We start from the raw sequence: 13,169 nt of genomic DNA on the forward strand, positions 1-13,169 counted from the left end.
TCGGCAACGGCAAAACCCTCACCACCCACCACACCCCCACCTACGGAGCCACCCCATGACCGACGCCGGGCAGCACCACACACCCGGCACCAGGCACGAGAGCCCCGACGCCGACAGTCCCGGGGCCCGGCTGGACGACAGCGCCGTACGGCAGCGGCTGGCCCGGATCGACGAACTGCTCGAACGGGTCGAGGACGCCGCCGGGCCGACGGCGAGGGCGGCGATCGAAACGGTCGGCACGCTCAGCGAGGTGTACGGCGAGGCGCTGGCCCGCGTCCTGGACGGCGCGGCGCCCCGGCAGGCCGAGCGGATGGCCGGCGACCACCTGCTGGGGCATCTGATGGACCTGCACGGCCTGCGTCCCGGGCCGCAGGACCGCCCGGCCGCCGAGGCCGTCGCGGGTGAGCGGTCGGCCCGGCCCCTGGCGGCGCCATGACCGCCGGCGCGCTGGCCCGGGTGATCCGCGGCGCCGCCGGCCTGCGGGCCCGGGCCGCCGAGCACTGTGCCCTGTGCGGCGAGCCGGTGTCCGACGAACACCGGCACCTGTTCGACACCGCGGCGGACGGGGGAGAGGAACTGCTGTGCGCCTGCCGGCCCTGCTCGCTCCTCTTCACCGGGGCCGCGGCGGGCGACGGGCGGTACCGGCTGGTGCCGCGGCGCCGGGTCCGGCTGCCCGCGGTCGACACCACGGCCCTGGGAGTGCCCGTCGGTCTGGCGTTCTTCGTGGTGCGGCGGGACGGCACGGTCACCGCCCACTACCCGAGTCCGGCGGGGGCCGCCCGCTGGGAGGCCGACGCCGGCGCCTGGGAACGGCTGGTCGCCGGGTGCCCGCCACTGGCGGCCCTCGAGCCCGAGGTGGAAGCCCTTCTGGTCAACACCGCACGCGGTGCGGACCAGCACTGGATCACCCCGGTGGACGACTGCTTCCGGATGGTGGCGGTCGTCCGCCGGGAGTGGCGGGGCCTGTCCGGCGGCGGCCGGGTGTGGCCCGCCGTCGAGGACTTCTTCGCGCAGCTGACCGAACGACAGTGAGGAGCGGATCATGGGCACGATCAGAGTCGGCAGGCCCGACGTGAAGCCCGACACCCCGAAGCACATCGCGGGACTGCACGAGGGCAACGAGGGCCCCCACCACCGGCAGCAGGGGCACCACAAGGACGGCACCTCGGACGCCCGCCGGTCCACCGGCATCCACTGGAAGAAGCACAACGCGATCCTGAAGGCCATGCCGAACATCTCGCCCGGATGACCGGCCGGTCAGGCGCAGCACACGACCCGGCCCGGGCACGCCCGGGCCCCGGGCACGGACATGGCACGGACCGACGGCGCGAGCCGGAACCCACGGACAGGGAAGGAACGGGGATGACAGGCAAACAGGTGCTGACGGTGGAGGCCGCCGTGCTCGGCGGGCTGGTACTCGCCCTGCTGGTCAAGGAGATGCCCGGGCTGCTGCGCGAGATCAGGATCTGGCGGATGGTCGGCCTCCGCCCCGGCGCCCGCCACGCGCACTGACCGTCCACGGCGGGGCCACGGCCGGGCGGGCCCACGGCGCGGCGGCTCGGTGCACACCCGACGCCGGGCGCGTCCCCCATGCCCGGCGTCGTGGTGGGGCATCGGCGGCGCCTGCCCCGCTCAGGCGGGCAGCGAGCCGAGCCAGTCGACCAGGAGCCGGCCCACCTCCTCGGGCCGTTCCTGCTGGATCCAGTGGCCGCAGCCGTCGAGGACGTGCGAGGCGCGCAGTCCGGGCAGGGTGGTGGGGTAGGCGGCGATCGCGTCGGCCAGCCAGGTGGTGGAGGCGTCCAGGGCCCCACCGAGGAACAGCGACGGCTGGGTGATGGGCGCTCCGTCGAGGGCGGCGAGGTCCGCCCAGTCCCGGTCCATGTTCCGGTAGCGGTTCAGGGCGCCCGTCAGACCGGTCCGCTCGAACTCCCCGGCGTACACGTCGAGATCGTCCTCGCCGAGCCAGGACGGCAGTGGACCGTCGGCCGGGAACCGGTCGCGCAGCCTGCCGCCCCGGCTGACGAAGTGCGGGTCGGGCTCGCCGGGGCCGGGCATGGTGCCGGCGGACAGGGCGGCGTAGAAACCGGCCAGCCAGCCCCGGACATCCGGTTCGATCTCGGCCTCGGCGCGGCCGGGCTCCTGGAAGTAGGAGACGTAGAACTCCTCGTCCCCGCTCATGTGCGCGAAGACCTCGCCCGGGCGCGGTCCGCCGCGCGGGGTGTACGGCACGCTCAGCAGCGCGACCGCGCGGAACACCTCGGGCTCCAGCAGGGCCGAGTTCGCGGCGACGGCCGCCCCCCAGTCGTGGCCGACGATCACCGCGCGTTCCTCGCCGAGGGCCCGCACCACGGCGGTGCCGTCCGCCACCAGGTCGAGCATCCGGTAGGCCGCCGGGTCCTCGGGCCGCGAGGAGCGGCCGTAGCCGCGCACGTCGACGGCGACCGCGCGGTACCCGGCCGCCGCCAGCACCGGCAGCTGGTGCCGCCACGAGTACCACGACTCCGGGAAGCCGTGCACCAGCAGGACCAGCGGCCCCGTGCCCTGCTCGACCAGATGGATCCGGCCCGCCGGGGAGGGCACCAGACGGTGCACCGCGCTCGTGGCCAGTGCGGGTCGTGTCATGAATCCTCCTGGAGTACGGGCCTGCCGTGCGGCGCGCGACGCCGCGTCGCAGGCCGGTGCGGGGTGGGCGGCGGTCGTACGGCGATCCTGTCCGTGCCGCCCCGCGGGGGCGAGCTCTGTTGCCGGTTCGGCAAATCCGCCCGTCTCCGCGCCGGTCCTCCACCGTGCGGCCCGCCGTCGCCCGGCGGCACGACGACCGCACCGGCCGGTGAGCCGACGACCGCGCCGGCCGGGGGCCCGCGTCCCGGCCGGGCGGCGGACCGGGAACGCCGGGTGCGGCCGACGGAGGGGACAGGCGTCGCTCCACGGCCCTGCGGCCCTGTCCGGGTGAACCGCGGATGCGGGGCGGTGAGGGCGCGCATAGCGTCGGAACCGCAACCAGCGGGGGACCTCGCAGGCGGCCCGGACGACGTCCGCCGCCGCGCCTCTGGCCCAGGAGGCCGGTCGATGATGCAACTCACCAGGCGGCACCGCGCAGACCGCGCCCGGCCGCGGCTCTCGGAGCGGTGGCGCGAGGCGGCGAACCGTCATCTCTCGCCGATGCAGCGGTCATTGCTCATTACATGGATCACCTTCGGAGTGACCTTCGGGACCGTGCGCGTCATCACCCACGGCATCCGGGGCGGCTGGCTGCCCTGGGGCAACATCTCCGCGGGCGGCGAGCACCTGCACCACTACAACATCGGCATCGCCACTCTCGCGGGCGTGGGCCTGATCGCCGTGCGCGGTGACGAGCAGGCGATCGGGCACCCCGCCGTGGCGGCCGCCTACGGCTGCGGAACAGCGCTGATCTGCGACGAGTTCGCCCTGCTCCTGGACCTCCAGGACGTCTACTGGGCCAGGCAGGGCCGGATCAGCGTCGACGTCTCGCTCGGCGTCATGTCCGTGCTTGGCGCCTATCTGACAGCGAGGCCGTTCTGGCACGAGGCGGGCCGCGTCACCCGGCACCACGTCGCCTCCGTGGCCTCCCGCGGCCTGCGCGGGGCCGCCTGACGGAGCGAGGCCGCGCCCGCCCCCCGTCCGTGACCAGGAGGAGACAGACATGGGCCGCGACAGGCGAGCACCGCGCCGCACGGGCGAGGAGACGAGCGGCGGACGGGACACGGGCGGAGACGGCGCCCCCGAGGCCCCGGAGGCCCCGGAGGCCCCGGAGGCCCCGGAGGCCCCGGAGGTCCTGGAGGTCCTGGACGCTCCGGACGCCTCGGAGGCCCCGAACGCCCCGGATGCTCCAGACGTCCCGGAAGCCCTGGACGCCGGCCGCCGGGCCTCCGAGGCGGGCGCCCGGCCGCGTTCCCCGGCACCCGCGGCGACCGCGGCGCCCGGGACGGGGACCGCCGCCGAGGCCCCCGCCACCTCCGCGGCCGGGCCACGCGGCCCGGTTCCCGTGGAGCGGCCGCGGGCCGAGGATCCGTCGTCCGGCGGGGGCCTCCGTTCCGCCGGTGCGTGCGCGGCGGACGATCCGCGCCCGTCGTCCGGGACGGCGACACGGCCGAGGCGCATCCGGACGCGCATGGCATGGACGAGCCCCTGGTCGGTGCTGGCGGCGAGCTTCCTGGTCTCACTGGGGCTGGTGGTGTGCGCGGGCGTCACCCTGCCGCCCGTGTGGATCCTGCTCGTCGCGCTGGGCCGGGACCCGTGGCCGCCCCCGAGCTGGGGACTGGTGCTCGCGACCGTGACGGTGGTGCTGGTCACCATGTTCACGACGCTGTGCGCCTTCTTCTACAACCTGATCGCGCGCTGCGTCGGCGGTGTGGAACTGACCCTGGCCGAAGGCGTACCGGACCCGACGGGACCCGCTCCGACGGCGGCCGGTCCGACACCCGGAGCGTCGGGGGGTCCGCCACCCGATCGGACGGCGGAGGGTCCGACGACCGATGCGACGGCGGAGGTCCCGACGTCCGCTCCGACGACGGGAGACCCGGCGGCGACGGATCCGACGGCGGGGGGTCCGGCGGTGGGAGCACCCTCCGGTCCCTGACCGGCTCCCCGGGCACTCCACCCCCAAGCGCCGCCGGACGACTTCGGCCTCGTCGGACCACCGCTTCCCGCGGCCGTGCTCGACACCGTCTCGGCGGCACGCCGGCGGCGGCTCCCGGACCGGGCACCGACCTTCCCGCGCATCGCCCGCGTGTGCGGATCGGCCGCGCCGTCGCCACGGGTTCGGCGTCGACGTTCCGTCCGGCGCCGTGCGCGCCGTGGACGGCGCCGAAGGGAACGTCGGGCGCCGTGCGCGCCGTGGACGGCGAACACCGACCACCAAGCAGCGGTCGCCGACCACCAATCACCAATCACCAATCACCGGTCGCCGATCACCGGACGCCGGCCGCCGAGCCGGAGCCGCGGAGACGTCGACGGACCGGTACGGCTTGTCCCGCGCGCAAACCTGGCCCACCCGTCGGCCGGTGGTGGAAAGGGGGCGTACGGACGCACTGGCGGTCCTGCGAACGGGCCGCGCGCCAAGGGGAGACGAGCTCCGCGCTCGCACGTTCAGGTGATCGTCGATCATGTCCGGTCCCCGATGCCCCGGCGGGCCCTATCCAGGAGGCATGGACGAACTCCGTACCCCAGCCAGCCATCCGCCCCTGTCCCGGCGGCGGTTCACCACCGTCGCCGGGACGGCCGCCGGCGCGACCGCCCTCGGGCTGGGCGCCGCCGACCCGGCCACCGCGGCGCCCGCCGCCCCGGCCGCGCCCGCCGCCCCGGCGCAGGCGCCCGGCGCGGCCCGTTCGACGGCCGACTGGGACACCTGCCTCGCCGTCGCCCGCGCGCTGTTGGTCGTCGACGCCCAGGACAAGCCGCTCGCCCCGGTCTACGAGAAGATCCTCGCCTCCGGGCTGCCCCGTGCCCGGACCGGGGCCAAGAAGGTCCTCGTCGTGGGCGCCGGGCCGGCCGGTCTGGTCGCCGCCTGGCTGCTCAAGCGCGCCGGACATCATGTGACGCTGATCGAGGCCAACGGCAACCGGGTCGGCGGCCGGATCAAGACCTTCCGCACCGGCGGCCACGAGCGGGCGGGCCGGGCGTTCGCCGACGCCCGCCAGTACGCCGAGGCCGGCGCCATGCGCATCCCCGGCAGCCACCCGCTGGTGATGCGTCTGATCGATCAACTCGGCCTGAAGAAGCGCCCGTTCCACCTCGTGGACGTCGACGCGTCCGGCAAGCCCGTCAACCACGCCTGGCTGCACGTCAACGGCATCCGGGTACGCCGCTCCGACTACGCCAAGGCACCCCGGCGCGTCAACCAGTCGTTCGGCGTCCCCCGCAAGTACTGGGACACGCCGTCCTCCAGGATCCTGGGAAGCGTCCTGGACCCGGTGCGCGACGAGTTCAGCACCGCCGGACCGGACGGCAAGCGCGTGGACAAGCCCATGCCGGAGCGGGTGCGGGGCTGGGCACGGGTCGTCCAGAAGTACGGGGACTGGTCCATGTACCGGTTCCTGACCGAACAGGCCGGCTTCGACGAGCGCACCATCGACCTGGTCGGCACCCTGGAGAACCTCACCTCCCGGTTGCCGCTGTCCTTCATCCACAGCTTCATCAGCCAGTCCCTGATCAGCCCCGACACCGCCTTCTGGGAGCTGGCCGGCGGCACCGCGACCCTGCCCGACGCGCTGCTCCGGCAGGTGACCGACGTGCTGCGGCTGGACCGGCGCGCCACCCACATCGAGTACTGGGACCCCGACCGCCGGCGGGCGACCGGCGACGACACCTCGCACGTCCACGGCGACGGCCCGCACGTGTGGATCGACACCGTGTCCGAGGGCCGCGACGGCAAGGTAGTGCGCGAGCAGTTCACCGGCGACCTGGCGATCGTCACCGTGCCGTTCTCCGGGCTGCGGCAGGTGCAGGTCGGCCCGCTGATGTCGTACGGCAAACGCCGGGCCGTCGCCGAGCTGCACTACGACAGCGCGACCAAGGTGCTGCTGGAGTTCAGCCGCCGCTGGTGGGAGTTCACCGAGGCCGACTGGAAACGCGAACTCGACGCGGTGCGCCCGGGGCTGTACGACGACTACCGGCGCGGCCGGGCGCCCGCCGACGGCAGCCTGCTCGGCGCGCACCCCTCGGTCCCGGACGGGCACATCAGCCAGGCGCAGCGGGTCCACTACGCGGCCAACCGCTGGGCCGGCCGTGACCAGCCCGAGGCGGCGCACATCGTCGGCGGCGGCTCCGTCTCCGACAACTCCAACCGGTTCATGATCAACCCCTCGCACCCGGTCCCGGGCAGCAAGGGCGGCGTCGTCCTCGCCTCCTACAGCTGGGCCGACGACGCGGCCCGCTGGGACTCCCTCGACGAGGAGGCCCGCTACCCGCACGCGCTGCGCGGTCTGCAACAGGTCTACGGACAGCGCGTCGAGGTCTTCTACACCGGAGCCGGCCGCACCCAGAGCTGGCTGCGCGACCCGTACGCGTACGGCGAGGCGTCCGTCCTGCTCCCCGGCCAGCACACCGAGCTCCTCGCCCACATCCGCGCCCCCGAAGGCCCGCTGCGCTTCGCCGGGGACCACACCTCGGTCAAGCCGTCCTGGATCGAGGGCGCCGTGGAATCGGGCGTACGGGCCGCGCTGGAGGTGCACACGTCATAGTTCACCGGGAGAGGTGACGCGGTGCGGGCGCGCCCGCACGCCGGGCGGGGCGCCGGGGACGCCCCGCCCGGCGGGGCGCCGGGGACGCCCCGCCCGGCGGGTCCGTTCACCCGGGCGGGTCAAGCATTCGGCGCAGCCGGTCGTGGGGCACGGACCCGGGCCGCCCATGGCCTGCGCCGCCCGGACCGCGCGCGGTCCCGGCGCGCACGAGGTGCTCCACGGCATGCGCGGACCGTGCCCGGGATGTCTTCTGAAGTGGTCCCGGCGAGAGCCGACCAGTTCATCGCGAAGGAGACACCCCATGAGCGAGTACCCAGGACAGCAGCCGCCGCCCGAACCGGTCCCGCCGGGGCGGGCGGACACCTCCCGCCCGCCGTCCGAGCCCGGTCCCGGCCGGCCCGGACCGGAAGGGCCGGGGAGCGCGGGGGCCGGGACCGGCGGGCCGGTGACCGACGGACCGGAGGGCTACGACGCGTGGCTCGCCCGCAGCCGCATGGTGCTGACCCCGATAGCCGCGCCGTCGATCCTGGGCCTGTTCGGCTTCGCCTCCTCGATGTTCATGGTGGCCTCCAATCTCGCCGAGTGGTGGGGCGACCGGTTCCTGGCACCTCTGATCCTGGCGCCGCTGGTCATCTTCTTCGGCGGGCTGGCCCAACTGGCCGCCGGCATGTGGGCCTACCGCGCGCGCGACGGCGTCGCCACCGCCATGCACGGCACCTGGGGAGCGTTCTGGCTCGCCTGGGGCATGACACAGCTGATGGTGGCCAACGGTCTGCTGCCCCTGAGCACCACCGTCAGCCAGGCGTTCGGCTTCTGGTGGATCGTGCTCGCGGTGACCACCCTGTTCGGGGCGCTCGCCGCGCTGGGCCGGAACCTGGGCCTGTTCCTCACCCTGATCCTGCTGACCGCCGGCTCGGCGCTGCTCGCGGCCGGCCTCCTCGGCTCGGTCCACAGCCTCGTCGTGACCGCGGGCTGGGTGTTGATCGCCTCCTCCGCCGCCGCCTGGTACACGGCGGGCGCGATGATGCTGGAGCAGGCGTACGGCGGCCGGGTCGTCCTGCCGATGGGCCGGTGGAGCCTGCGCGGCAACCTCCCCGGACACCGGCAGACCCGCCCCATCGAGTACGCCGACGGCATGCCCGGCGCCAAGGCCGGCCAGTGACCCGGGGGACGCCCGCCCCGGCCGCCCCCGCCGGGCCCGGTCACCGGACAGACCGCCGGGCCCGGCGGCACACCGGCCGCGCACCGTCCTCCGGCTCCCGGCCACCGCCGCCCGAGCGCACGAACGGTCTGTTTAAACAAACACGCATCCGCACACCCCTCAGACATGGACCACCCCGACACGCCAGCACAGGGGCCGGCCTGCTCGGTCGACCTCTCCCACCGCGTCCGGGCCCACTGCCCCGTGGGCAAGGGACCCGAGGCGGTCGTCGTCGATCCCGGCGGGCGGCGTGCCTTCGTCGCCTGCTCCCGCAGCAACGCGGTCGTCGCCCTCGACCTCGACCGGGCCGAGCCCGTGTGGCGGGCCCCGGTCGGCCGGGAGCCGATCCCGGTCGTCCTGGACCTGCCGACCCGGCGGCTGTTCTCGGCGGACGCCCGCTCGGACACCGTGACGGTGCTGGACGCCGACACCGGGGCCCGCCTCGCCCAGCTCCCGGTCGGCTGCTACCCGGCCGGGCTCGGCCACCACCCGGGACTGCGCCGCGTGTTCTCGGGCAACACCGCCGACGGCACGATCACCGCGATCGACGCCGACCGGCTGGAGGTGGTGGGGACGGTGCCCGCCGAACTCGGGGCGGGCAGCATCGGGATGGACATCGCCCGCGACCGCGGTTACTGCGCGAACTTCATGGCGGGATCGGTCACCGTCTTCGACGCGGCCACACTGCGCCCCCTGGAGCGGATCGCGGTCCGTGAGGGGCCCTGCAAGGCGGTGGCCAACCCGGCCACCGGGCACCTGTACGTGGCCAGCTCCCTGCACGGCACCATCAGCCGGATCGCGCTCGACGGCGGCACGGTGCTCGACGAGATGCCGGTGGAACGGGCGCCGGTCGGGATGTGCGTGGACGGGACGGGCGAGCGGCTCTACGTCTGCAACCGGGGTGCGGGCACGGTCAGCGTGCTGGACACCGGGCCGGGCCGGGAGATCCACCGAGTCACGGTGGGCAACGCCCCCGGCGACTGCGCCCTGGACCCCGTCTCCGGCACCCTGCTGGTGTCCAACGCCGGCAGCGGCACCGTGACCTTCGTCCACCGGCCCTGGCTGCCCGGCCCCGTCCAGCCCCCCGTGCACCCGCTGGTGGGCAGGTCCCTGCCCGACTTCGCGCTGCCGGACCTGCGCGGCGGGCGCATCCGCACGTCACGGGAGTGGGCCGAGCGGAAGTACGTGATCAACTTCTTCGCGAGCTGGTGAGGCCCCTGCAACGCGGAGGCGCCGGTCCTGGAGGAGCTGCGCCGCCGTACGGCCCGGTCCGGGCTGGACGTCGTCATGATCAACGTGTGGGAGAACACCGACCCGCGGGAGGAGGCCGCTAACTTCGCCGCCGTCTGGGACATCGGAGCCACCGTGCTGCTGGACGGCACGGGCGAGTACGCCGCGCGCCTGGGCATCCGCGGCGTTCCGACCAACGTCCTCGTCGACGCGCGCGGTGTCGTGCGGACCGTCGGCGGCACCACGCCCGCCGAACTGGACACGGCGGTGCGGGCCCTGCTGGCCGAGGACTGAGAACCGCTCGCCCGGGCCCCATGGCCCGGGCGGCCGCCGTCCGGCCGGGCGGCCGCAGTCCGGGCCGGACGGACGGGCCGCGGGACCCGGGCGGACTGACGAGGTGGCAGCGGTCGGGGGCAGCGGCCGGGGTCACGGCGGCTGACGGGCGGACCGCTGGGCGCCGGGACCGTCGCGCTCGTCCGGTGCCGTGTCCCACTCCTCGCCCGCGGCCGCGGCACTCGCCAGGCCTATGCTGCCCGCCCCGACGAGCGCCACGCCGATCGCCTCGGGCAGCACCCGCACCCCGAGTCCGATGTACTCCTGGAACAGCACCCAGCCCAGTGCCACGCTGGTCAGGGCGTCGCCCAGGGTGAGCGCGGGCTGTGAGGCGGTCAGGCTCCCGGCGCGGAACGCGCTCTGCAACAGCAGGAAGCTCAGCGTTCCGACGACGAGGGTGGCGTACGGCGGCCACTGCGTCAGCAGGACGTCCAGGCCCTGTCCGAGCCGTCCCATGACCTCCTTGAGCAGTGCCGCCGTAGCGGCGAACGACACCGCCGAGGCCAGTCCGAGCAGCGCGGCCCGCGGCGCGCCCGTCACCAGGCGGGACGCTGCCAGGACCACGACGACCAGGCCCAGCAGCGCCGCGCCCACCGCCAGCCAGAGCTCCGGCTCCGCGGTGGACCGGCCCGCCGAGGGCGAGGCCGCTCCCAGGAAGAGGGCGAGCCCCACCGCGAGGGCGACGAACGCCAGCCAGGTCCGCCGGTCCGGGCGGCGGCGGAAGACGACGCTGCCGACGGCGAGGGTGAACAGCAGCTCACTGGCGAGCAGCGGCTGGACCAGGGACAGGCTGCCCACGGCCAGCGCCGCCGCCTGCAACACGGTGGACAGCCCCAGCAGTCCGGCGCCGACGAGCCAGTACGGCCGCCGCAGCACCCGGGCGAGCCAGCGCACCGCCTGCCGGGCGCCGGAGCCGGCCGAGGACTCGTCCGTCGCGGCGCGCCGCTGGAGCACGGAGGCCGAGGCGTTGGACAGCGCCGCGAGCAGGGCGAGCGCGATGGTGAGGGCGCTCACCGGTGGCCGCCCGGACCCCGCCGCGGCCCGCCGGGACGGGACGCGTGCCCCGGCGGCCCGGCCCGGTCCTCCCGGAGCGTGGGCGCGGCCCCGGCTTCCCGGACCCGGTCGGCGAAGCGCGCCACAGCGGCGGACCGGAACCCGGAGGGGGCGTGGAACACGGTGGCTGACCTCGGCTGCGACGGTGAAGGCCGGGGGGAGGCAGCCGGGGCTGCGGCCACCCGGGGATTCGAACGGGCTGGGCCGTCACGGAGTATCCCGGCACCAACGCCCCAAACGCGCCGCGGCGGCCGGTGTCCTCGCGGCCCCGGGGAGGCCGGCTGGTCCCGCCGCCCGCCGGCGCTACCCGTGACGGGGCGGCCAGTGGTGCTCGCAGAACCAGCGGCCGAACATCGAGCCCCCGTAGACGACGAAGCCGACGCCGGTCAGCCACGACTCCACGACGAGGACGATGCCGACCGTGCCGTAACTGAGCGCGTTGTCGACGATGAGCGGTGTGAAGACCAGGTAGGAGAAGACGCGCAGGCCGCCCAGGCCCACCATGGTGGCGAGCGCGCCCGGCAGCAGGGACCGCCAGCGGACCTGGCCGCCGAGCAGGAAGTGCTGCCCCCACCAGAAGAACAGCGCGCCGGTGGTCCCGGAGACCGCGACCCGCGGCCAGCCCTGGAACTCGTGCCGGTTCAGCACCTCCTGGTAGAGATACGCGGTGAGCAGGCCCAGCCAGGTCAGCTGCCGCCACACACGGTGCCACGGACCCGGCGGCAGGCTCCAGATCCGCTCGTAGCCGTTCTGGACGCTGCCGGCGAAGGACACGCCGAACACGGCGAGCAGGACCCCGCTCCAGACGCTGGTGGTGCCGATCACCTTCACCGGCGGGCTGATGATGTCGGTGAGAACCCGGGCGGACCGGCCGGACAGCCCCATGCCGTCGACCAGCCAGGACGCGAAACCGCCCTCGCGCAGCGGATCGGCCGCGGCGATCACGATGAGCAGGGGTGCCAGGGTGACCAGCGAGAGGGTGGCGAAACCCATCGCCCGGTGCATCAGCTCGAGGTCACGGCCGCGCCGGACCAGGGCGAACGCGCCGAGCCGGTGCTCCAGCGCGAGCACCGCGCGCCGGACCCGCGGCAGATGGCGCCTCACACCCGCCACCCCGCACGGGCGGTCGGCCGGCCGCCGTTCCCGGGCCGCCGCCCCGTCGTGTCACCGGTCATCCCGCCGCTCCTCGGGGTCCTGGGTCCGCGGCCGCGCGGCTGCCGTGGCGGACCGTCCGGCCACCCGTTCCGCACCGCCGCCGTGTCCCGCCGGCCCGGCCGCCGACGGCCGTCACCACACATACCAGGAAGACGGCCCCGGGCCGGCCGACCCGGCCGCGCGGGACGACCGCCGAGTGGTCACAGCGCCTCGGCCGAGCCGTTCCCGGCCCGCGGTGGCCCCCACCGTCCGGGTGGCACCGGGTTCCCGGAACGCCGCGACCCATCCGGGCACGTCCGCGGGCGGGTGGTGCCGCGGCCGGAGAGGTTCACCGGCGGGCCTCTCCGGTCGTGGCCCTAGCCGGACCCGGGCGGCTCTTCCCTGACCACCTGGGACGGCTTGGGATGCTCGACGACGGGGTCGGCGGCCAGGGCGGAGGTGAGGGCGAGCAGCACGATGACGATGGCGGCGAGGAGGAGGACGTGCCGCCGCTGTCCGGTTCTCGGCCGAGGGGCGGTTATTTGTTCGAATGTCTCCAGCTTCTCCGCGAGGAGGGGGTCCTGCGTCACCAACTGCTTCTCGATCTGGGCGAGTTCGCGTTCGAAGTTCACGGGGGCTCCTCGGATCCGGCGACACGGCGGATACGGCGGTGACTCCCCGGCGGTCCGCGCGGGACCGGCGCCCGGTGTGGGCGCGAGAGAGGCTGCGGCCCGGGCGGGGACGATGCGGTCCGTAGCTCCGCAGTACCCCCGCGGCAGGCGGTCACGCGGGAAAACCGCCACTGGCACCGGACCGCGCGCTCGCGGTGCGGCGAGGGCCGCGGCACGGGCGTCGTCCCCGCACCGCGTGCGGCACGGGCGTCGTCCCCGCACCGCGTGCGGCACGGGCGTCGTCCCCGCACCGCGCGGGGCCCGGGGCCGGCGTACGGCGCCCGCGCGGCGCACACCTGCTCCGTTGCCCTGCGCGAAGGCGGCTGTCGGCCCGGCAGGCGCCGA

The 13,169-nt window shown here is 75.3% G+C and carries 13 protein-coding genes and 1 pseudogene; 10 read left to right on the top strand and 4 right to left on the bottom strand.

Annotation, left to right across the window (positions count from 1 at the left end; genetic code table 11):
* Positions 1 to 55: 55 nt before the first annotated feature.
* The 4 genes from ACF061_RS33310 to ACF061_RS33325 all read left to right on the top strand — a co-directional run bounded on the left by ACF061_RS33310 (position 56) and on the right by ACF061_RS33325 (position 1,512).
* Positions 56 to 436, top strand: a complete 381-nt coding sequence (locus ACF061_RS33310; protein ID WP_392270738.1) for a hypothetical protein — start codon at positions 56 to 58, stop codon at positions 434 to 436.
* Positions 433 to 1,032, top strand: coding sequence for a DUF5947 family protein (locus ACF061_RS33315; RefSeq protein WP_392270739.1), 600 nt, complete (start codon positions 433 to 435; stop codon positions 1,030 to 1,032). The genes ACF061_RS33310 and ACF061_RS33315 overlap by 4 nt, the downstream gene beginning before the upstream one ends.
* A 10-nt stretch (positions 1,033 to 1,042) precedes the next feature.
* On the top strand, positions 1,043 to 1,249 hold the full coding sequence (locus tag ACF061_RS33320; protein WP_392270740.1) for a hypothetical protein: 207 nt from the start codon (positions 1,043 to 1,045) through the stop codon (positions 1,247 to 1,249).
* Positions 1,250 to 1,362: 113 nt separating this feature from the next.
* Entirely contained in the window at positions 1,363 to 1,512 is a 150-nt protein-coding gene (locus tag ACF061_RS33325) for a hypothetical protein (protein WP_392270741.1), read from the top strand.
* 120 nt (positions 1,513 to 1,632) lie between these two features.
* Here ACF061_RS33325 and ACF061_RS33330 read toward each other — a convergent pair whose 3' ends face one another.
* Positions 1,633 to 2,622, bottom strand: coding sequence for an alpha/beta fold hydrolase (locus ACF061_RS33330; RefSeq protein WP_392270742.1), 990 nt, complete (start codon positions 2,620 to 2,622; stop codon positions 1,633 to 1,635).
* A gap of 447 nt (positions 2,623 to 3,069) precedes the next feature.
* Between ACF061_RS33330 and ACF061_RS33335 the strand changes: the two genes are divergently transcribed.
* The 6 genes and pseudogenes from ACF061_RS33335 to ACF061_RS33360 form a co-directional block, all read left to right on the top strand.
* On the top strand, positions 3,070 to 3,615 hold the full coding sequence (locus ACF061_RS33335; protein WP_392270743.1) for a hypothetical protein: 546 nt from the start codon (positions 3,070 to 3,072) through the stop codon (positions 3,613 to 3,615).
* A 517-nt stretch (positions 3,616 to 4,132) separates the two neighbouring features.
* A complete protein-coding gene (locus tag ACF061_RS33340; protein WP_392270744.1) occupies positions 4,133 to 4,600 on the top strand; it encodes a DUF3566 domain-containing protein in 468 nt (155 codons plus the stop codon).
* A gap of 568 nt (positions 4,601 to 5,168) precedes the next feature.
* Positions 5,169 to 7,202, top strand: a complete 2,034-nt coding sequence (locus tag ACF061_RS33345; RefSeq protein WP_392270745.1) for a flavin monoamine oxidase family protein — start codon at positions 5,169 to 5,171, stop codon at positions 7,200 to 7,202.
* Between the two features lie 301 nt (positions 7,203 to 7,503).
* Positions 7,504 to 8,364, top strand: coding sequence for an acetate uptake transporter family protein (locus ACF061_RS33350; RefSeq protein WP_392270746.1), 861 nt, complete (start codon positions 7,504 to 7,506; stop codon positions 8,362 to 8,364).
* 165 nt (positions 8,365 to 8,529) lie between these two features.
* Positions 8,530 to 9,615 carry a hypothetical protein gene (locus tag ACF061_RS33355; RefSeq protein WP_392270747.1) on the top strand — a complete coding sequence of 362 codons (1,086 nt, stop codon included), beginning with the start codon at positions 8,530 to 8,532 and terminating at the stop codon, positions 9,613 to 9,615.
* Between the two features lie 12 nt (positions 9,616 to 9,627).
* A pseudogene (locus ACF061_RS33360) lies at positions 9,628 to 9,927 on the top strand (TlpA family protein disulfide reductase); the annotation flags it as partial.
* 132 nt (positions 9,928 to 10,059) lie between these two features.
* On the opposite strand, the gene ACF061_RS33365 reads toward ACF061_RS33360, so the two are convergent.
* From ACF061_RS33365 to ACF061_RS33375, 3 genes are all read right to left on the bottom strand, one after another.
* Entirely contained in the window at positions 10,060 to 10,980 is a 921-nt protein-coding gene (locus ACF061_RS33365; RefSeq protein WP_392270748.1) for a DMT family transporter, read from the bottom strand.
* Positions 10,981 to 11,322: 342 nt separating this feature from the next.
* Positions 11,323 to 12,123, bottom strand: a complete 801-nt coding sequence (locus tag ACF061_RS33370; RefSeq protein WP_392270749.1) for a ribonuclease BN — start codon at positions 12,121 to 12,123, stop codon at positions 11,323 to 11,325.
* A 407-nt stretch (positions 12,124 to 12,530) separates the two neighbouring features.
* On the bottom strand, positions 12,531 to 12,785 hold the full coding sequence (locus ACF061_RS33375; RefSeq protein WP_392270750.1) for a DUF3040 domain-containing protein: 255 nt from the start codon (positions 12,783 to 12,785) through the stop codon (positions 12,531 to 12,533).
* Positions 12,786 to 13,169: the final 384 nt, after the last annotated feature.

The organism is Streptomyces sp. NPDC015220 (assembly GCF_043079345.1).
Lineage (GTDB): Bacteria > Actinomycetota > Actinomycetes > Streptomycetales > Streptomycetaceae > Streptomyces.

What these genes read in the sequence shown, in the direction of transcription:
- ACF061_RS33325 (WP_392270741.1), top strand. Translation starts at nt 1,363, where the DNA reads ATGACAGGCAAACAGGTGCTGACGGTGGAGGCCGCCGTGCTCGGCGGG.
- ACF061_RS33330 (WP_392270742.1), bottom strand. Translation starts at nt 2,622, where the DNA reads ATGACACGACCCGCACTGGCCACGAGCGCGGTGCACCGTCTGGTGCCC.
- ACF061_RS33350 (WP_392270746.1), top strand. Translation starts at nt 7,504, where the DNA reads ATGAGCGAGTACCCAGGACAGCAGCCGCCGCCCGAACCGGTCCCGCCG.
- ACF061_RS33315 (WP_392270739.1), top strand. Translation starts at nt 433, where the DNA reads ATGACCGCCGGCGCGCTGGCCCGGGTGATCCGCGGCGCCGCCGGCCTG.
- ACF061_RS33355 (WP_392270747.1), top strand. Translation starts at nt 8,530, where the DNA reads ATGGACCACCCCGACACGCCAGCACAGGGGCCGGCCTGCTCGGTCGAC.
- ACF061_RS33335 (WP_392270743.1), top strand. Translation starts at nt 3,070, where the DNA reads ATGATGCAACTCACCAGGCGGCACCGCGCAGACCGCGCCCGGCCGCGG.
- ACF061_RS33310 (WP_392270738.1), top strand. Translation starts at nt 56, where the DNA reads ATGACCGACGCCGGGCAGCACCACACACCCGGCACCAGGCACGAGAGC.
- ACF061_RS33345 (WP_392270745.1), top strand. Translation starts at nt 5,169, where the DNA reads ATGGACGAACTCCGTACCCCAGCCAGCCATCCGCCCCTGTCCCGGCGG.
- ACF061_RS33340 (WP_392270744.1), top strand. Translation starts at nt 4,133, where the DNA reads ATGGCATGGACGAGCCCCTGGTCGGTGCTGGCGGCGAGCTTCCTGGTC.
- ACF061_RS33320 (WP_392270740.1), top strand. Translation starts at nt 1,043, where the DNA reads ATGGGCACGATCAGAGTCGGCAGGCCCGACGTGAAGCCCGACACCCCG.